Origin of the sequence: Olleya sp. AS48, assembly GCF_038900355.1 — a bacterium.
Lineage (GTDB): Bacteria > Bacteroidota > Bacteroidia > Flavobacteriales > Flavobacteriaceae > Olleya.
This window is the reverse complement of record NZ_JBBMRD010000001.1, coordinates 90,575-110,404: the sequence shown is the minus strand read 5'-3', so window position 1 is coordinate 110,404 and position 19,830 is coordinate 90,575. Positions and strand designations below refer to the sequence as shown.

The following is a 19,830-nucleotide window of genomic DNA, read 5'->3' as shown; positions in this document are numbered from 1 at the left end:
ACATGAGCCCAACAAAAGATAAAACTTATTGGAAAGATAAACTTCATGAAATTATTTATGAAGCAGACACGCCTGCTGGTAAGTTTTTTGACGTCGTTTTACTTATTTTAATTTTAGCTAGTATACTACTAGTTATGTTAGAAAGTGTAAATCACATTGATAAAAAGTACCACAACGCGTTATATGTTGGAGAGTGGATTATAACTATCTTTTTTAGTATCGAATATATTTTACGCATAATTACAGTAAAAAAGCCATTTAAATACATCTTTAGCTTTTACGGTATTTTAGATTTACTATCCACAATACCAATGTACATCTCGTTTATTTTTGCAGGATCACACGCCTTAGTTACGCTTAGAGCGTTACGCTTACTACGTGTTTTTAGAATACTTAAATTAGCACGATATCTTGGAGCTTCAAACCAATTAAGAGACTCTATTATTGCTAGTCGTGTAAAGATATTTGTGTTTTTATTTGCTGTATTAATATCGTCCGTAATTTTTGGAACCATTATGTATTTGGTCGAAGGTGAAGATAACGGATTTACAAACATCCCAAAAAGCGTCTATTGGTGTATTGTAACATTAACTACAGTTGGTTTTGGGGATATTGCACCACAAACTGCACTTGGACAATTTATTACCACTATTATCATGATTTTAGGTTATGGTATTATAGCAGTACCTACAGGAATTGTGTCTGCAGAATACTCTAAAAACTTAAAGAAATCTGAGGACCAACCCTCTAATCCAACAAGTAAAAAACTAAATTTAAATACACAAAGATGCTCTAATTGTCATGAAGACAATCATGACGATGATGCCAACTTTTGCAGAGTTTGTGGTAACAACCTACACTAAACAATTACTTAATTACAATAAATTTGAAACACGCTAACAAATATTTAATCTCAATTGTTGGACCAACTGCTATTGGTAAAACTGCACTTAGTATTAAGTTGGCTAATCATTTTAATACCCAAATAGTATCTGCAGATTCAAGACAGTTTTTTACAGAAATGAGTATTGGTACTGCTGCTCCTACATCAGAAGAATTAGCAGCTGCTAAACATCATTTTATACATAATAAATCTATAACAGAAGACTATAATGTAGGTGCTTTTGAAAAAGAAGCAATCGACTGCATAACAAACCTACACAAAACTAATGACGTTGTTATAATGGTTGGTGGTTCTGGATTATATGTTGATGCTGTCACTAACGGTTTAGATTATTTTCCTGAGGTCGATAAAAAGATAAGAGAGCAACTAAATAAACAATTAGACACGGAAGGTTTGGAAACACTTCAGCTTAAGCTGAAAACTTTAGATGAGCAATCTTATAACACCATAAAAATTGATAATCCACAACGTGTCATTCGTGCTTTAGAAATTTGTATTGGCAGTGGACAACCCTATTCTTCCTTTTTAAATAAAGCTAAAAACCAAAGACCCTTTAAAACAATTACCATAGGACTTGAGGCTGATCGTGATGTTATTTACGACAGAATTAACAAGCGAGTAGATATAATGGTTGCTAATGGGTTGATTAGAGAAGTAGAGTCCTTACTTCCCTTTAAAAATCTAAACAGCCTTAACACTGTTGGCTACAAAGAAATTTTTAATTACTTAGATAAGACTTGGACATTAGATTTTGCTATTTCTGAAATTAAGAAAAACTCTAGACGTTTTGCAAAACGCCAATTAACTTGGTTTAGAAGAAAACCTGAAACCCTTTGGTTTGACTATCAAACACCATTGAGCGCTATAATTACTAAAATAGAATCTGAGATAGAATGAAGATTTTTTTAAAAAAATTAGCATTCTTTTTTATTCCTATTATACTTTATGTGATAATAGTTTTATCCTTAGATATTTTTAAAATTTTTAAAGATTATAATAATTATTATAATCAAGATATCACTACTTTAAATAGAACTTACGTATCAACAAAGATTTTTCAAAAAAATAAAGACAGTGTAAATTATGATAGCTTTATTTTTGGTAGCTCAAGATCTCAAGCCTTTAAAACTCCAATCTGGAAGCACTATTTACCAGAAAAATCGGTTCCGTTTCATTATGATGCACATAGCGAAGATTTATATGGTATTTATAAAAAATTAGAATTTTTAGACGATGTAAATTCACCCGTAAACCATGCTTTAATTATTATTGATAGAGCCGTATTGTCTGGCACCATAAAAAGACTAAATCACCTATACATTAACCCAGTGGAGTTTAATGATGTTTCTAAATACGAATTTTATAGCAGTTTTATTTTAGCAAATCTTAATCCACGATTTATGATGGCATACGCCGATTTTTACTGTTTTAAAACGTATAGAAATTATATGAAAAATTATGTACGTATGGACAAATATCCAGATACGTTTACACCAATTTATAATGACTCTTATTACGGATTAGCTAAAGAGATTAAAGAAGACAGTTTAGGCTATTATAATAAATTGAAACAACAAGGTGTATTTTATCAAAGACCACAAGAATCAAATATTACATTAGAAAAAACTAAAAGAGAAATAGATTTACTTAATAAAATAAAATCTATATTTAATAAACATGATACTAATTACAAAATCGTTGTTTCACCTTTGTATGATCAAATCCCTATGGAAGAAGAACAATTAGTACTACTCTATTCTATTTTTGATAAAGATAAAGTCTTTGACTTTTCAGGGAAAAATAATTTAACAGAGCCTATTAGTAATTATTTTGAAAGTAGCCATTATAAACCTAATGTTGCTAAAATTATTTTAGACTCGATTTATTAAACAAAAAAAGCCAGCATAAATGCTAGCTTTTTTAATATATATTTGATAATTAATCGTTCTGATTAACTACTAATCTAAATCCTTCTCCATGAATATTTAAAATTTCCACATTTGGATCTAACTTTAAATACTTTCTAAGTTTAGCTATATACACGTCCATACTTCTAGATGTAAAGTAATTATCATCTCTCCATATCTTAGTTAATGCTAACTCACGTGGCATTAAATCGTTTTCATGCAATGCTAACATACGTAGTAATTCGTTTTCTTTAGGAGATAACTTAACTTGTTCTCCTCCATTGTATGTTAAAAATCTAAGCTTAGAGTTTAAATCAAATCCTCCAATTTTAAATTCAAATTGTTTACTGTCCGCAACGGTATCGTTTGCTTTACGTTGCATGATAGCTTTTATCTTCATTAATAAGACTTCGCTATCAAAAGGTTTATTTAAATAGTCATCTGCACCAACTTTATAACCTTTAAGCACGTCCTCTTTCATGGCTTTAGCAGTTAAAAATACGATAGGCACTTCTGCATTTTTCTCTCTAATTTCTTTAGCTAAAGTAAATCCATCTTTATATGGCATCATGACATCTAAAATACATAAATCAAAATCACCACGTTTAAATTTTTCAAAGCCTTCCATACCATTTTTTGCATGGGTAACTTCGTAATCATTCATTGATAAATAATCTTTTAAGACTGTTCCAAAATTTGGGTCATCTTCTACTAATAATATTCTTTTTAATTGTTCATCCATAATACTACGAGATTAACGGAAGCTTTATTGTAAAAGTACTTCCTTTTTCTTTTTCACTTTCTACTGATATATGACCATGATGGTCTTCAACTATTCGTTTTACATATGCTAAGCCCAATCCATGACCTTTAACATTATGTATGTTACCTGTATGCTCTCTATAAAATTTTTCGAACACACGTTTTTGAGCTACTTTACTCATACCACTTCCGTGATCTTTTATATGCACTAATATATTATTTCCTGCCAGCTCTGTAGTGACAATAATTTTTGGTGCATCTGGAGAATACTTAATTGCATTATCCAATACGTTTACTAATACATTTGTAAAGTGTGTTTCGTTTGCTAAAACCGAAGATTTTTCGGCATCAAGATGTGTTTCAATATGTCCACCTCTATCTTCAATAATCAACTCTACGTGTGATATAGCATCTTCTACTAAGTCGTTAAGTTCCACACGTTCCTTACTAATGTTTAGTTCGTTTTTTTCAAGTTTAGATATTCTTAGTACATTTTCCACTTGCGCATGCATACGCTTATTTTCTTCTTTTATCATGCCTAAATAACGTAGGACTTTTTCTTTGTCGTCAATTATTTTAGGGTTTCTAATAGAATCTAATGCTAAATTAATAGTCGCAATTGGCGTCTTAAACTCATGCGTCATATTATTAATAAAATCTGTTTTAATTTCAGAAATTTGACGTTGTTTTATTAATTGATACAATGCACTAGAATAAGCTATGACTATAATTAAAGTAAAAACTATAGATAATATTAGCATCGTTAAAATTGATGATAAAATAAACTTTTTACGTTCTGGAAAATTAACTAATAGTCTGTAATTACTTTTATCATTTTCGTTATAAAAAAATGGTACACTAAACGTAGATGCTGGATTTAACTGAAAATCTTGAGTTTTAATTTTTGTTGCTAAATCGTTGCTATATATTGCAAATTCATAACCTATATCAATATCATTTTCTAACAATTTTAATGCTAGTAACCTATTGATTTTGTCCACGTCTACACGTTTGTGTATTGGTTTTAAATAGGCTTTATCTTTATAAACAGTCTCTAAAGCAATACGTGTACTTTCATTAAGTTTACTTAATCTTGCAAGCATTGAAGATAGGTTTTTACTACCATCTATAGAGTTGTTTTCAATAATTTCGGTTTCTCTTTTTTGTAAAATACGTTTTACGTTTAAACTATCTAAACCTATGTCAAAGAGCGCTGATGATACTTTATAATTTTCTTCTAAAATACCGTTACGATAAATTACTGTTTCGTTTGTATCAGGATTATCCTCTTTAATGTAAATGTTTATAATTGCAGTTGTATCATTTACATTAATTGATCCATTGCTTAATAAATCATTAAACTTTCTTAAATAATCCTCTTTTTCTTCATTTTCTACAATGTTAGACACATAACTTAGTGCTTTTCTTACATTGAAGTTAAACTGCTTTTCAGTATTTTGAAGTGAATTATTTATATAATACGCCTGAACTAGTATGATTCCTATTAGGGAACAACTCATTAAAACGACTAACACAAAAAAAATCCTTTTGTTCATCATCCAAAATTAAGATTTTAACATTTAGCAATGTTACCATTTAACCTTACATTAACAAAAACGTTAAAATTTAATTCTTTGTTATAGATTTTAAGAGTTTACTATGAATATTTTGAACCTGAAGTTTTGTGTCTTTTAAATCGGTATTATTAATTACAAAATCTGAACATTCTGTCTTTTGTTGGTCAGTCCATTGGTTATTCATTATTGCCTTAACCTTAGCTTCAGACGAGTTATCACGTTTAATTACTCGATTTAGTCTAGTCTGTTCTGGTGCTACGACAGTAATTATATAATCGTATTTGCCTTGACTTCCGTTTTCAAAAATTATAGCGACTTCGCTAATAACGTATGGTGCGTTTTGTTTTTTTACCCAATTAGAAAAATGTTTTGCAACTTTTGGGTGCACAATTGCATTCATTTTTTTTAGTAAAGCTTGATTACTAAATATCTGACTAGCAATAAAAGGTTTATTTAATGTATCCTCAACGTAAGCACTATCTCCAAAAAGCTTAATTAATTTACGTTTAATAACTTTAGAACGATCCATTAATGCTTTGGCTTCATTATCAGCAATATAAACTGGCACATCTAATGCTTTAAAATAATTAGCAACTGTAGTTTTCCCGCTACCTATACCTCCTGTTAAGCCTACTATTGTTGGTGTCATTCTGTAATTATAAATTCAATTTTTTGTTGCAATAACCTAATGTTTTTAACATTATTTGGCTGTTTGATTAATTTTGGTGCTAAAGTTGTATTTCCAGAAGCATCGTTGTAATCGCAAACGATATTAAAATCTTCTGACTTTATTGTATTAAATTTTTCCAAGCTTGTGGTAAAACTTAATGACACTTGCTTTGGAAAATAGTTAACTTTTACTCCTTCCGGAATATTAATTATTTGGATTGGAATGTCTAAAACGCCTTCAGAGAATTTAGAAACATTAACCATCAACTTAGCTTGTGTTATATTGGTTTTAATATTTTTATTTAAACTATCCAATTGCAATAACAACGTTTTATTTACATCGGATTTCACCTCTTTTAATTCTAAATACTGAGTCTTTACTTTACTAATTGTTTTTAAAACAGAACTTGGCCCAATTAACTTAACACTATCTGGTACAGTTTTTAAAGTATCTAAAGTGTTATACCCTTTAGCATATTGAATTTTTGAGTCTAAGATTATTGGTACATATTTTACATCATTGACATCAAATCTAAAAAGTAGTGTGTCCGGATTAATACTGATAATCTTTTCTTCTTTATCAAACTGTTTATTAATATTTGAGAACCCTTTGGAAACACTCCAAATTAAAGTTGAATCTTTTTTTGAAATGTCTGTTTTAAAATTAATATCTAATTCTGGTCTTTTAATAGCATACCTAAGCCAATTAAAACCTGTAGTTTGTATTGTAATATCAAGCTCTGGATTGTTTGAATTTACTATTACATGCGTATCACTAATATCCTTAGGTTTTACTTTAAAGGCTAATGTGGCTGTATATACTTTAGATAATTTTGTTAAAACTAAAATTGAAAAAGCTAAAACAAAAAACAGTAAAAATATATTGATCTTTTTACTTTTAAACAATCCTAATATTTTCAATTTAAGTTTTTGCATGCCTTAATTTTTAAAAAATAAATGAGGAAAAATTACTTCGGGTTTTTCTGACTTAAAATGTAATAATATTGTTGACTTTAAAAATCCGTAACCATATCCAAAAAACTGAATGGATACTGCTAATAAAGCCTGAAAAGCAATAATAATATTTTTAGTTTTTAATACTGCTACAACAAAGATTAGACAATAATAAAATAACACTAAGTATAATGGTAAAAATAGATTAAACAGTGTTAAAAACAAAGCTATAATAACTCCAATAAAAAACATTGTTGGAAACCAATAGGTGATTTTTTTAGTTTGTGGATGCCACTTATTTAAAATAGGTCTTACGGAACCAAATTTATTAACTTGTTTATAAAATTTACTCCAAGATATACGTCTTTTATGGTATACATAAGCTTCCGGAAATAAAGTTGTTTTAAATCCTAAGTCCCATAGTCTAATAGACAAATCAGGATCTTCTCCAGGATGGATATTACCAAATCCTTTAGTAGCTTTAAATGCTAATTTTGATAATCCCATGTTAAAACTTCTAGGTTGAAACTTATCTAAACTAGATTTATTACCTCTAATGCCTCCTGTTGTAATTACAGACGTCATACTAAAATCTATAGCTTTTTGAAGATTTGAAAACGAATGATGTGCTTTATCTGGTCCGCCAAAACAGTCTACATAATTAAGTTTTAAACTAGCTTCTACCTCCTGTAAGTAGTGACTAGGCAATAAACAATCGCTATCTAAAATAATAAAGTAATTACCTTTAGCGTGTTGCATTCCAAAATTTCTGGAATCTCCTGGTCCTGAATTTGACTTAAAATAATAGGATATATCAAGCTTATCTATGTATTTATCTACGATAGCTTTAGACGTAATTGTAGATCCATCTTCTACAATTACAATTTCGTAGCTATGGTTACCTTTTAAGGTTAAAAAGCTTTCTAATAGCTCTTCAATCTCAATAGGACGATTATAAACAGGTATAATAAACGAAAAACTTAATTCCATATAACAAATGTAAGTTAAACGTATAAAAAAAGCCACCTAAAAAGGTGGCTTTTAATTGTATTAAAGTTTAAGATTATTTCTTAATAACTTTTATTGTTTCCGTAACATCTCCAATAGTAACTTTAACAAAGTATGCTCCTGACTGTAAGTCAGACATGTTTACTAGGTTATCTACACTATTAGGTGCGTTTCTGTACACTTCTTGTCCTAACATGTTATAAACTGATACATTAGAAATCTCTTTTTGAGCTTTTAATGTTAAGTTGTCATTAACTGGGTTTGGATAGTAAGAGAATAAAGCCTCTGTATTAAACTCAACTGTGCTTAAAGAAGACTCAGAAAGTAATAAAGTAAACGATCCTGGAGCTTGTGCTCTTGCAGTACCATCATCACTAACTCTTACATAGTAAGTAGTACCATCTGTTAATCCACCAACTACTGATGTATTACAAGCACCAACTGCTGTACCAGCACAATCTGTATAAACACCATATTGAGCAGCAGTTGTAGTCACTGTAACTTCTCCTGAAGGAGGTGCTACAAATGAGTACCATAAATCAGCAACTGCACCTGTAAAACAATCTGCAGTTACACCAGAATCTGTTGCTCCTGTATTATCTCCTGTAATTTCAACTCCTAGTGTTAATGCTTCAGCAGCTGTACATTCGTCGTTAGCAGGAGGTAAAGGTGTAGTATTTAAATTTAATGTGTAAGCACCAACGCCAGTAGCAGCATTACCATCTATGTAAATATAATAAGTTGTAGCTGTTGCTTCAGAATCAAAACAAACAAAACCACCACTTCCTGCAGTTGAACTATCGTCATCTCCTGCAACACAAACTAATGAGCCACAAGCTCCAGACCATACTTGAATCTCTGAATCAAAAGCATCAGCAGAATCCTCAATAGAAATAGATTCATTACCAGGAGAATTGTAAACATACCATACTCCAGTACCAAAAACAAGTGTTCCAGCGTTAGGTGAAGAATCTCCACCTGGATCACATGTTGTACCTACTGTTCCACCAGAACATACTGTTAAATTCTCTACATTAGTAGAGTAAGAAGTATCACCAGAGATTGAATCTCCAGCATTAATAGTAATTGCATTCTCACAAGCATCGTTTACTGGTGGTGGTGGAGCAAGGAAAACACATAAATCAAAATCAACATATGCAGTACCTGAAGTACTTCTTACATTCACAAAATAAGTTGTACCACTAGTTAAAGTAAAAGTTTGGGCTGCAGTAGTAAAACAAGTTGTACCTACTTGAGTAGTAGTCTCGCAGTCTCCCGAATATAATGAAAGATAAGTTGTTGAAAATCCTGAATCAAAAGTTTCAGTAGCACTAAATACGTAGTTATTATCCTCAGTTGGTGTAAAAGTGTACCATACATCTTTATTAGTTGAAGAACAAGTTCCTGAAGCAGATGGTAAAGCACTGTTAGTTGTCCCAGAAACACTATTATCACATGAATCATCTGACGATAAAGTCAACTCAATAGCACCTTCGCAAGTATCATTTGCTGGTGGTGGTGGTGGTGTTCCTATACAAATATCAAAATTAGAAGTTTGTCCTGCAGTACCTGTCCAAGAATAAACTTGTACAAAGTAAGTAGTTCCAACAGTCAAACCTGACGTTGTACTAGTATTAGGGTCCGAACAAGTTAAAGCTGTTCCTAAAGCTTCACAACCAGAAGTTGCATCATAAACTGCGTGATATAAATCCGTTGTTCCTCCTGTAATATTCTGTAAAGCGATTACGTGACTGGTAGATGTAGCCATAAAACTATACCAAACATCATCATCTTCTGTTCCTCCACAAGCTGTTGCTATTCCAGAAGCTGTAGCTGCTGCTATAGTCCCAGAAGTTACATTCATACAATCTAAGTCTCCGTTTACAGTCAATGGTATTGCACCAGTACACTCATCATTAGATGGTGGACAAGCGTATGATAAAGTAGCTAACTCTAAGTTACATAAGCTATCTTGATCATGCTCAATAGTAATGTTTACATCGGTTCCTGGTGTGAAAGGTCCCACACTAACCATTCCTGTTGCTGTTGCTGGTGTACTTGAAACTCCTGCATCATTAGTAATAGTTACAGATGTCGCATCACCTAAACTAGTAACATCTACATCAATCATGTATGTTCCTGCTGCGCAATCTGTGGTTCCTACCACAGCAGTAGCTACAGGTGAAGTACAGGTTAAAGCTGGAACAATAGTTACCGTTATATTTGACCAATCTGCAGCTGAACCTGAATAAGTTTGATCTAAAACAATATCAAAAGTTCCATCCGCATCTGGATCGTAATCTGCAGTAAAGCTTCCATCAAATGTAATTGTTGTTGCAACACCACTATTCGCACTACCAGTAGATGGTGAATTAAAGTTTACAGTTCCAGCTGCTGTTGTTAAATCCAAATCACACTCAGAAGCCCAAGCATTATCTGTGCTTACCCAATCAATAGAAATACTAAAAGTAGCATAATTTCCAGATGGAACAGCAGCACTATTAGCAGCATCGTTAATATTTAAAGTCACAGGTGAACCCTCAGTTACACTTGTAGGTCCTGTAATTACAGGGAAGGTATGTTGAGCCATAGCCGAAAAACAGCTAATAAGAGCAACACACAATAATAAAGTAATTTTTTTCATCATAAAATTAGTATAAGTTAGTAATTAATTAATCATCTTCTAAAAATATTGATTTATTCTTAACCTAGCACTACCATACCCATCAAATCGACAAGAAGTCTTAAAAAAGGGTTAAAATACCATTAACCTTGTGTTAAATGTAATTAATAGAATTGTAAGTTTTTACACACAACTGATTGCCAGTAGTTTAATCACATAAAAAAAGCCTTACATTTCTGTAAGGCTTTTTAAAATTATTTTAGTAGTGTCTATTTATCAATACCATCTACAAATGCGCTCATTACTGCATCGCTAACTCCCATGTTACTAAAACCACCATCATGAAACAGGTTTTGTAAAGTCACACGCTTAGTTAAATCACTAAATAACGATACTGTGTAGTTTGCACAATCTAAAGCTGTAGCATTACCTAAAGGCGACATTTTTTCCGCGTAAGCGATAAATCCATCAAATCCTTTTACTCCGCTTCCTGCTGTAGTTGGTGTTGGTGACTGTGATATTGTGTTAACTCTAACTTTTTTATCTCTTCCAAAAAAGTAACCAAAACTACGTGCAATACTTTCTAAATAGGCTTTATTATCTGCCATGTCATTATAATCAGGAAAAACACGTTGTGCTGCCATATAAGTTAAAGCCACGATACTTCCCCATTCATTCATTGCATCTTGCTTGTATAACGTTTGCATTGTTTTATGAAAAGACATTGCAGAAACATCTGTTCCTTTTTGTGTCCAAGCATAGTTTTGATCTGTATAATGTTTTCCTTTTCTAACATTAATTGACATACCAATAGAGTGTAATACAAAGTCTATTTTACCTCCTAAGATTTCCATTGCTTGCGTAACAAGATTTTGTAAATCTTCCTCGCTTGTTGCATCTGCAGGAATTATTTGAGAGCCCGTTTTTTCTGCTAAAACATTAATTTGACCCATACGCATTGCAACTGGTGCATTTGTAAGTACAAAAGTACCACCTTCTTCATGGACACGTTCTGCTGTTTTCCATGCTATAGAGTTTTCGTCTAATGCTCCAAATATGATTCCTCTTTTTCCTTTTAATAAATTGTATGACATAACTTATAGTTTATCAGTTGATATGTTAGTTTATTATATTATCTGTCAAAGATAGTATTTAAAATTTTTTTAATTCGCTTTCGCGGAAATTTAGCCACTAATTTAATAGTTGTTTAGCATGTGCTATTGCCGAATCTGACAATTGAGTCCCTCCCAACATCTGAGCCAATTCTACAACACGCTCATCATAGTCCAATTTAACTAAATTAGTTGTGGTCACTTCATTAACGTCTTCTTTATAAACTTTGTAATGCGTGTTTCCTTTAGCTGCAATTTGTGGTAAATGGGTAATGCTAAAGACTTGCATTTTAGTACTCATTTGCGACATAATATCTGCCATTTTATTTGAAATTTCTCCTGAAACACCAGTATCAATCTCGTCAAACATAATACTTGGAAGCTTGACGTATTTTGATAAGATAGACTTAATAGCTAGCATTATTCTTGATAATTCTCCACCAGATGCTGCTTTTTTTAACACGTTAAATTGACCACCTTTATTGGCAGAAAATAAGAAGTTTAAATTATCCTTTCCGTTATATAAAAATGTTTTGGATGCTTCTAAGCTTATATTAAACTGTGCATTTGGCATACCTAATTGCGTTAACAACGCTTCTAATTGTTTTTTTAATTCTGGTATGGCTTTATTACGCTTATCTGTTATGTTTTTAGCTTCAGTATTTAATAATTTTTCTAAAGCTTTAATTTCTTCTTGCTTATCTATAATATCTTGGTCAGCATTTTCAGTTGCCTCTACTTTTTGAGATAATGCTTCTCTAATATCTATTAACTCAGCAATAGACTTGACTAGATGCTTTTGCATTAAGTTATTTATGGTCATAAGTTGAGCATTAACAACCTCTAGCCTATTTGGATCAGCGTCTAATTTGTCTTCAAAACGTTCGATATCAACCAAAACGTCATCTAAATCAATTAAACTACTAGTAACCCTATCCAATAAATCTTGATAAGTATTTGATATTAAAGCCAGTTTTTGAAAGGCTGCTTTAACTTCTCTAAGTGATGTTAAAACACCTGCTTGCTCTTCACTTAAAAGTGCATTAGCTTCTTCTAGTTTAAGTTTTATAGCTTCTACATTATTTAAAAGTTCATACTCTTCTTCTAGAGTTTCTAACTCGCCTTCTTTTAAATTTGCAGCAACTAATTCATTTAATAAAAACGAATTATAGTCATGTTCCTTAATAGCTTCTGCCTGAAATTGCTGTAACTGTTTTAATTGCTTTTGTAATACTTTATGCTCTTTTAGATGCAGATTATATGCTTCTAAATTAGCTTCTGTATTTGCCAATGCGTCAATAACCTGAAATTGAAATGCGTCATCCACCAACTGTAATGTTTCGTTTTGCGAATGAATATCAATAAGATGTTCTCCTAACGCTTGCAAATTAGACAAGTTAACAGGCGAGTCGTTTACAAACGCTCTAGATTTACCTGATGGTAAAATCTCTCGTCTAATAATCGTTTGTGTGTCGTAGTCTAAATCTTGATCCTTAAACAAGTTTTTAAGTTTGTATTTAGAAATATCAAAAGAGGCTTCTATTATGCATTTTTTTTCAGGATTACGTAAACTAGATAAGTCTGCACGTTTACCTAAAATTAATGATAAGCCTCCTAAAAGTATAGATTTACCAGCTCCAGTTTCTCCTGTAATAATGGTAAACCCATCATTAAAATTAACTTGAAGTTGATCAATTAGTGCGTAATTTTTTATGGTTAATCCGGTAAGCATTCTTAAAGTGAAAGGTTAAAATTTAAAAAGTGAAAAGTTTTGGTTTTACGCTTTTTAAGAATGAAAATAATTAGTGTCTAAAATTTTATATTTCTCCATTTAGAAGAGTGCATTGGCGCAACTTTATTTAAAGTATCGACCAGATTAGCAATATCTACACTTGGACCTTCGCTAAAAATCTGTTCTATCTCCTCTGCTTTTGCATCAAAAAATACACGGAGTAAATACGAATTTGGACGTCTTCTGTTCATGTCATTAAATAAGCTTAAAGCTATAGCTATTTCGTTTTTTGCATCCTTTTGATTATCACTCATAGTGTCTAAACCACGTCTATGATAATTATATAATACGGTTCTAAACTCTTTAAATGTTGGTGATAACAAATTATCTATTAAAGCAAAACGACTTTGTAAACCATCTTCTAGCTTCCAACCAGAATAATTTTCTTGTTGAGAAAAATTTACAATATTTTGTGCTTGTCTAAAGTACTCATCTCCACCTTCTTGTTTGAAAGACTCGGCATCCATACCTAAAATCATATGAATATGAAATGCTAAAACAGAGATTAAATTAGAAGCGTATTGTGTTGGATTATAAATTAGATTTTGAAACTCGACATACTCAAAAGTAAAATCTTTATCATTTATGTTATAGATAGGTGTTGTGTAACTTGAACCAAAAACAGGTCTTGACGATTGGACTTGTAAAGTTGCTTTGTAGCTATTACCAGAATATTCTCCAATATTAATTACAAAATTACAATCAATACGCTCTTGAGGTTCAACTTTTTTGTTTGTCCATTTTGTGCCAGAAATAAACTCTTTTAATTGTTTTTCTAGTGTTTTAAATTGCTGTAAATTTTCGTCTCCTGTTAATTGTGCATTTACAACTACTGTTGCATTAAGCTCTTGAGCCTGTAATGAAACACTAAAACAAATTAAAAATAGAAATAAAAGTTTACGCATTTAATGTATTTATTATAGTATTAAAAAGGTCCTTAGCAACTTCTGTTTTAGATTTTAATTGATACACAGTAGCTTTTTCTTCCTTGTTAATCAAAGTTACTTTATTAGTGTCTGACTTAAAACCTGCACCTTTGTCGTTTAACGAATTTAAAACAATTAAATCTAAATTCTTCTTTTTTAGCTTCAATTTTGCATGTTCTAATTCGTTATTAGTTTCTAAAGCAAAACCAACTAAAAATTGAGTTGTTTTTATTTGTCCTAAGGAGGCTAAAATATCTTTAGTCTTTTCTAGTTCTAAGGTTAACGTAGATTCTTTCTTTTTTATTTTTTGAGTTGCAACATTTTTTGGTTTATAGTCTGCAACAGCTGCAGATAAAATAGCAATGTCGGCACTGTTAAAATGTAAATGGGCTGCATCATACATCTCTTGTGCGCTAATTACAGGTATGACTGTTATTAAACTATGTTTTACTGTTTGATGTGTTGGACCAGAAATTAAAACAACTTTTGCTCCCAAATTTGCTGCTGCTTTAGCAATTTCAAATCCCATTTTACCAGAGGAATGATTACCTATAAAACGTACAGGATCTATAGCCTCGTAGGTTGGTCCTGCTGTAATTAAAACCGTTTTGTCTTTTAGTGGCAAACCACTGATAATATCATTTTCTATAAAAGAGACAATATCTTCTGGCTCTGCCATACGACCTTGACCAACTAAACCACTTGCTAATTCTCCTGATGTTGCAGGAATCATGACATTACCAAAGCTTTGAAGTGTCTTAAATGAGTTAACTGAAGAGGGATGAACATACATATCCAAATCCATTGCTGGTGCAAAATAGACTTTACATTTAGCAGAAAGATATGTTGCTAATAATAAATTATCGCACGTACCATTTGCCATTTTAGATAGTGTATTGGCTGTTGCTGGCGCAATAACCATATAGTCTGCCCATAGCCCTAACTCTACGTGGTTATTCCACATAGCGTTATCGTCTTGATCGTTGGTAAATGTTGAGTGTACTGGATTTTTGGAAAGCGTAGACAGTGTGAGTGGTGTCACAAAGTCTTTAGAAGCAGGTGTCATAACGACTTGTACGTTTGCACCTGCTTTTATAAATGCTCTGACTAATGAGGCTGTCTTATAAGCAGCAATACCAGCACTGATGCCTAATAGTATGTTTTTGCCACTTAATATAGACATAGGTTTAGTCTTGGTTATCTTGCTCTGTATTTCTGTGGTATATTTTATTGTCTAACCACTCTTGTACTGCTAAAGCATGAGGTTTAGGTAATTTTTCGTAAAACTTAGACACTTCAATTTGTTCTTTGTTTTCAAAAATTTCTTCTAAGCTATCATTATATGTAGCAAACTCTTCAAGCTTTTCTATTAATTCTTTTTTAATTTCAGAATTAATTTGCTCTGCTCTTCTTGCAATTACAGAAATAGCTTCATAGATGTTATTTGTTGGTGCATCTATCTCGTTTCTATTGTAAGTCGTTGTTGTTAACGGAGCGTCGATTTTTTTTAAATCCATAATATATTAGCTTTTAGTACTATATTTTTCTAATTGTTCTTTTAAATCCTCTACCTGTTTATCTGCATCTTTAATAAACTCTGATTCTGCATTTGTTTTTTTAAAGTTGTTATAATATGCGATAGCTGTATTTAATCTTTCTTCTTTTTTATACTCTACACTTTTCATTGCTAATTGGTAAGCAGAATCAAAACGGTAATACAACGCTTTTTCACGTAAGGTTGTACCAGGAAAATCTGCAATAAAATTATCAAATGAACTAATAGAAGCTTTAAAATCTGAAATATGATTGTATTGCTTAGCAATACTGTATGCTTTTAATTCTAATTTATATTGTAACTCTTTAACCAACTCGTTAATTTTTGGCATGTATTGCGAGTCTGGATATAAGTTAGCAAACAATTGTAATTGCTCTAGTGCATGATCTGTATCGTGTTGATCTTTAGAATACACTGGAGATAATTGCGCATAACTTAATGCACTTTTATAGTATGCTTCTTCTACTTTTTCACTTCTAGGATACGCAGATGCAAAACGCTCAAATCTATAACCTGCTAAATAATGGTCTTCTAAATGAAAATAACTATCAGCATCTAAAAACATCAATTTTTCTGCTTGAGGCTTCCCTCTGTATGCAGGAACAATTTGAGTAAATAAACGACTTGCCTTGTTATACTTACCTTCATTATAAAGTTTTTCACCCATTGAAAACTTAACAGCAACATCTTCAGACTTTAATGCCTTTTGATACTCGCTACAAGAAGTGAAAACTAAAAATGTAATTAAGATGTAAAGTAAATTCTTCATAAAATTTTAACGAAGCGCAAAAATACGCTATTTAAATGGATTTTAAAAATATAATTTGATTGCTAAATTAATTGAAGAAATCAAGTTGGACTTAGGTTTAAGTATAATTTAACTTTTACTAAAATTAGTCATAAAAGTATTTATACGACTTTGTAATTGTGTTGTAGCAGTAACTAAAGGTAATCTAACGGTTGTATTACATAACTCAAGGCTATTTAATACTGCCTTAATACCTGCTGGATTATTTTCTTCAAAAATCATGTTAACGATATCCATCATTTTAAAATGAAGTTGATACGCTTCCTTGTTTTTACCTTCTAAACCTAGATTTATCATTGTAGAAAAAGCTTTAGGTAACCCTTGTCCTATTACGGATATTACTCCTGCTCCACCTGCTAAAACAATACCTAAAGCTAAGTCGTCGTCTCCTGATATAACAGAAAAATTGTCTGGTTTATCTCTTAGTAATTCTAAATATTGAGCCACATTATTACCAGCTTCTTTAACCGCAACAATATTATCAAAATCTTTTGCTAAACGCAACGTTGTTTCTGGTGTCATATTTTTTGAAGTTCTGCCAGGAACGTTATATAAAATTATATCAATTGGACAGACTTGTGCAATCGCTTTAAAGTGCTGATACATACCTTCCTGAGTTGGCTTACTATAATAAGGCGATACAGATAGTATTCCAGCAATACCTGTAAAGTCAGTAGCTTTAATTTCTTCTACAACCTGTGCAGTGTTACTACCTCCAATACCTAAAACTAATGGCACACGTCCTTTGTTATACTTTATAATAGCAGCAACTATATCCTGTTTTTCTTGCTTTGTAATTGTAACGCTTTCTCCAGTTGTACCATTTATAACTATATAATTGATACCATTGGTAATGTTATATTCTACAATATTTTCTAGCGCTTTGTAATCTACTGATAAATCATCATTAAATGGCGTTACAATTGCTATTCCTGTGCCTAAAAAAGGGTTATTCATTACTTAATTTATTTAAAATGTTTAGGTATTTTATAATTTCGGTTTTAAAGATGTTTTTATCTTTTATTGTAATATCTATAATTAAATCATTTACGTCAGGATTAGCATTATGCAAACCTACCTTTAAGTCGGCATTGGCTGATGCACTAACAACTTGCAAAGCTAAGGAATCGGTTTCATAAAAGTTAATCAACAAATCAAATTTATTGTCTAAAAAATCTTTAATTGTTTGTGATTTAAATTGTCCTTTCCAAGCAAGTTCTTTTTCAGAAAAAATATGGTTATAAACAGACGTTTCGTTTTTTTTGCCATTAAAAAGAGATAAGATTTTTAAGTCCTTAGCGTTAATTTTTAATTGCTCTGACAAACTATTAATCCATTCTGGATCAGAAAACTCATGACTATTTACTAAGACTCCAACATGTTTGATCCTGTTTGCGTTTGGTGCAATTACACGACTTTGCGCACATTTAATAATGTACTTTTTATTAGATTTTTCTTTAAAACCTTTTAAAATCATTTATCTTTATTCCTTTATTACAAATGTAGTAATTGTAACTATATTAGCTTTAAATTATTCAACATTAAATATGAAATACAAACATCTTTTCATCTTGCTTTTAATTATTGTTTTAAACTCTTGTAAGCAAGACACTTACTCGTTGAGTAAAATAGAAGGTAAACAGATTACAATTACAGACACTGTAGCAACAGATAAAGCTATCGATGACTTTGTAAAACCTTTTCGCGAAAGCATAAATAAGGACATGGACGCTGTTTTGTCTTACGCTCCAGAAACTTATAGCAAAAGTGATGGTGATTTAAATACAGCAATTGGTAATCTTATGGCTGATGCTGTTATGCAAGAAAGTAATCCTATTTTTAACAAACGCACTGGAAAAAATATAGATGCTGTTATCCTAAATCATGGTGGTATAAGATCTATAATTTCTAAAGGAAATATTACCACTAGAACTGCTTTTGAAATTATGCCTTTTGAAAACAGCATTGTAGTAGTCGCACTAAAAGGACAACAAATAGATAGCATGATACATTATTTAAGTCAGGCTAAGCGTGCACATCCTGTAAGCGGAATACAATTAACACTGGATAAAACGTATAATATTACACAGGCTTTAATAAACAACAATCCAATTGAAAAGGATAAAACCTATTACGTTGCGACTAATGATTACCTATATAATGGAGGAGACAGAATGCGATTTTTTCAGGTAAATGATAGCCTATATACTCTTGATTATAAAATAAGAAATGCGATGATAGACTACTTTAAAAAGACTGACACTATCAAACCTGTAATTGACAATAGATTTATCCAAACTAAATAACCACATAATGAAACGTAGAGATTTTATACAACAAGCAACAGCAGCTACAGCTTTAATTACAGTTGGTGGTTATGGATTACAATCGTTTGCAACATCTTCAAAATCTAAAAAAATAACGATTTTACATACTAATGATGTGCACAGTCACATTGATGCTTTTGGACCAGAGGATGGTAGAAATGCAAATAAAGGTGGTGTGGCTAGACGTGCAACTTTAATTGAAAACATTAGACAAGACAATCCTAATACATTACTATTAGACGCTGGAGATATTTTTCAAGGCACACCATATTTTAATTACTATGGTGGCGAATTAGAATTTAAGTTAATGAGTAAACTTAAATACGATCTAGCTACAATAGGGAATCATGATTTTGATAATGGTATAGATGGATTATATGCCCAATTACCTCATGCTAGCTTTGGATTTGTATCTGCTAACTATGACTTTAAAAATACAGTCATGGATACTCATGTAAAACCATATCAAATATTTAAAAAAGAAGGTATTAAAATTGGTGTTTTTGGATTAGGAATTCAATTAGATGGTTTAGTTGACAAAAAAATGTACAAAGAAACTGAGTATTTAGATCCAATTGAAGCTGCACAAGAAATGACACGTATTTTAAAAACCGACGAGAAATGCGATCTTATTATTTGCTTGTCACATTTGGGATACAATTACAGCAAAACGCCTGATAAAATAAGCGATTTAAGCTTAGCTAAAGCGACTAAAGATATTGACTTGATTATTGGTGGACACACACACACTTTTTTACCTAAGCCAACCGTTGCTCAAAATCTAGAAGGTAAAAACGTATTAGTTAACCAAGTAGGTTGTTATGGTATAAATTTAGGTAAAATAGACTTTTACTTTGATGCAGATAGTACTAAAAAAGCAGAAGGAACTTCTATTATTGTATAAAA

General features: G+C 31.3%; 19 protein-coding genes. 5 read left to right on the top strand and 14 right to left on the bottom strand.

Annotated elements, in window-relative coordinates; translation table 11 throughout:
• Positions 1–2 precede the first annotated feature (2 nt).
• The 3 genes from WNY60_RS00500 to WNY60_RS00490 are packed head-to-tail and all read left to right on the top strand — an operon-like array spanning position 3 to position 2,793.
• Positions 3–863: an ion transporter gene (locus WNY60_RS00500; RefSeq protein WP_342861131.1), complete on the top strand. Its 861-nt coding sequence runs from the start codon at positions 3–5 to the stop codon at positions 861–863.
• Between the two features lie 23 nt (positions 864–886).
• The gene (gene miaA, locus WNY60_RS00495; RefSeq protein WP_342861130.1) at positions 887–1,801 is read left to right on the top strand and encodes a tRNA (adenosine(37)-N6)-dimethylallyltransferase MiaA; all 915 of its coding nucleotides are present in this window, start codon (positions 887–889) and stop codon (positions 1,799–1,801) included.
• Positions 1,798–2,793, top strand: coding sequence for a hypothetical protein (locus tag WNY60_RS00490; RefSeq protein WP_342861128.1), 996 nt, complete (start codon positions 1,798–1,800; stop codon positions 2,791–2,793). The genes miaA and WNY60_RS00490 overlap by 4 nt, the downstream gene beginning before the upstream one ends.
• A gap of 49 nt (positions 2,794–2,842) precedes the next feature.
• Here the strand turns inward: WNY60_RS00490 and WNY60_RS00485 are convergent, their stop codons facing one another.
• The 14 genes from WNY60_RS00485 to WNY60_RS00420 all read right to left on the bottom strand — a co-directional run bounded on the left by WNY60_RS00485 (position 2,843) and on the right by WNY60_RS00420 (position 18,074).
• The gene (locus WNY60_RS00485; RefSeq protein ID WP_028281877.1) at positions 2,843–3,553 is read right to left on the bottom strand and encodes a response regulator transcription factor; all 711 of its coding nucleotides are present in this window, start codon (positions 3,551–3,553) and stop codon (positions 2,843–2,845) included.
• A 4-nt stretch (positions 3,554–3,557) separates the two neighbouring features.
• Entirely contained in the window at positions 3,558–5,129 is a 1,572-nt protein-coding gene (locus WNY60_RS00480) for a HAMP domain-containing sensor histidine kinase (protein WP_145006661.1), read from the bottom strand.
• Positions 5,130–5,199: 70 nt separating this feature from the next.
• A complete protein-coding gene (coaE, locus tag WNY60_RS00475; RefSeq protein WP_292948577.1) occupies positions 5,200–5,799 on the bottom strand; it encodes a dephospho-CoA kinase in 600 nt (199 codons plus the stop codon).
• Positions 5,796–6,755, bottom strand: a complete 960-nt coding sequence (locus WNY60_RS00470) for a YbbR-like domain-containing protein (protein ID WP_145001993.1) — start codon at positions 6,753–6,755, stop codon at positions 5,796–5,798. Before WNY60_RS00470 ends, coaE begins: the two co-directional genes overlap by 4 nt.
• Before the next feature lie 3 nt (positions 6,756–6,758).
• Positions 6,759–7,763: a glycosyltransferase gene (locus WNY60_RS00465; RefSeq protein WP_342861120.1), complete on the bottom strand. Its 1,005-nt coding sequence runs from the start codon at positions 7,761–7,763 to the stop codon at positions 6,759–6,761.
• 73 nt (positions 7,764–7,836) lie between these two features.
• Positions 7,837–10,428, bottom strand: coding sequence for a T9SS type A sorting domain-containing protein (locus WNY60_RS00460; protein WP_342861118.1), 2,592 nt, complete (start codon positions 10,426–10,428; stop codon positions 7,837–7,839).
• A 245-nt stretch (positions 10,429–10,673) separates the two neighbouring features.
• Positions 10,674–11,498 carry an SDR family oxidoreductase gene (locus tag WNY60_RS00455; RefSeq protein WP_145001996.1) on the bottom strand — a complete coding sequence of 275 codons (825 nt, stop codon included), beginning with the start codon at positions 11,496–11,498 and terminating at the stop codon, positions 10,674–10,676.
• 97 nt (positions 11,499–11,595) lie between these two features.
• Positions 11,596–13,248: a DNA repair protein RecN gene (gene recN / locus WNY60_RS00450; RefSeq protein ID WP_342861115.1), complete on the bottom strand. Its 1,653-nt coding sequence runs from the start codon at positions 13,246–13,248 to the stop codon at positions 11,596–11,598.
• A 77-nt stretch (positions 13,249–13,325) separates the two neighbouring features.
• Positions 13,326–14,213: a DUF4835 family protein gene (locus tag WNY60_RS00445; protein WP_292948566.1), complete on the bottom strand. Its 888-nt coding sequence runs from the start codon at positions 14,211–14,213 to the stop codon at positions 13,326–13,328.
• A complete protein-coding gene (gene coaBC / locus WNY60_RS00440; RefSeq protein ID WP_342861113.1) occupies positions 14,206–15,417 on the bottom strand; it encodes a bifunctional phosphopantothenoylcysteine decarboxylase/phosphopantothenate--cysteine ligase CoaBC in 1,212 nt (403 codons plus the stop codon). The genes WNY60_RS00445 and coaBC overlap by 8 nt, the downstream gene beginning before the upstream one ends.
• A 4-nt stretch (positions 15,418–15,421) precedes the next feature.
• Positions 15,422–15,751, bottom strand: a complete 330-nt coding sequence (locus WNY60_RS00435) for a DNA-directed RNA polymerase subunit omega (RefSeq protein WP_145002000.1) — start codon at positions 15,749–15,751, stop codon at positions 15,422–15,424.
• Positions 15,752–15,757: 6 nt separating this feature from the next.
• Positions 15,758–16,558, bottom strand: coding sequence for an outer membrane protein assembly factor BamD (bamD, locus tag WNY60_RS00430; RefSeq protein WP_145002001.1), 801 nt, complete (start codon positions 16,556–16,558; stop codon positions 15,758–15,760).
• Positions 16,559–16,666: 108 nt separating this feature from the next.
• Complete coding sequence (gene dapA / locus WNY60_RS00425; protein ID WP_145002002.1) at positions 16,667–17,554, bottom strand: 4-hydroxy-tetrahydrodipicolinate synthase; 888 nt, start codon at positions 17,552–17,554, stop codon at positions 16,667–16,669.
• Positions 17,547–18,074, bottom strand: a complete 528-nt coding sequence (locus WNY60_RS00420) for a hypothetical protein (RefSeq protein ID WP_145002003.1) — start codon at positions 18,072–18,074, stop codon at positions 17,547–17,549. The genes dapA and WNY60_RS00420 overlap by 8 nt, the downstream gene beginning before the upstream one ends.
• Positions 18,075–18,144: 70 nt before the next feature.
• On the opposite strand from WNY60_RS00420, the gene WNY60_RS00415 reads away from it, so the two are divergent.
• Positions 18,145–18,903: a 5'-nucleotidase gene (locus WNY60_RS00415; RefSeq protein WP_342861111.1), complete on the top strand. Its 759-nt coding sequence runs from the start codon at positions 18,145–18,147 to the stop codon at positions 18,901–18,903.
• A gap of 7 nt (positions 18,904–18,910) precedes the next feature.
• Positions 18,911–19,828, top strand: a complete 918-nt coding sequence (locus tag WNY60_RS00410; protein ID WP_292948553.1) for a metallophosphatase — start codon at positions 18,911–18,913, stop codon at positions 19,826–19,828.
• The last annotated feature ends 2 nt before the right edge of the window (positions 19,829–19,830 follow it).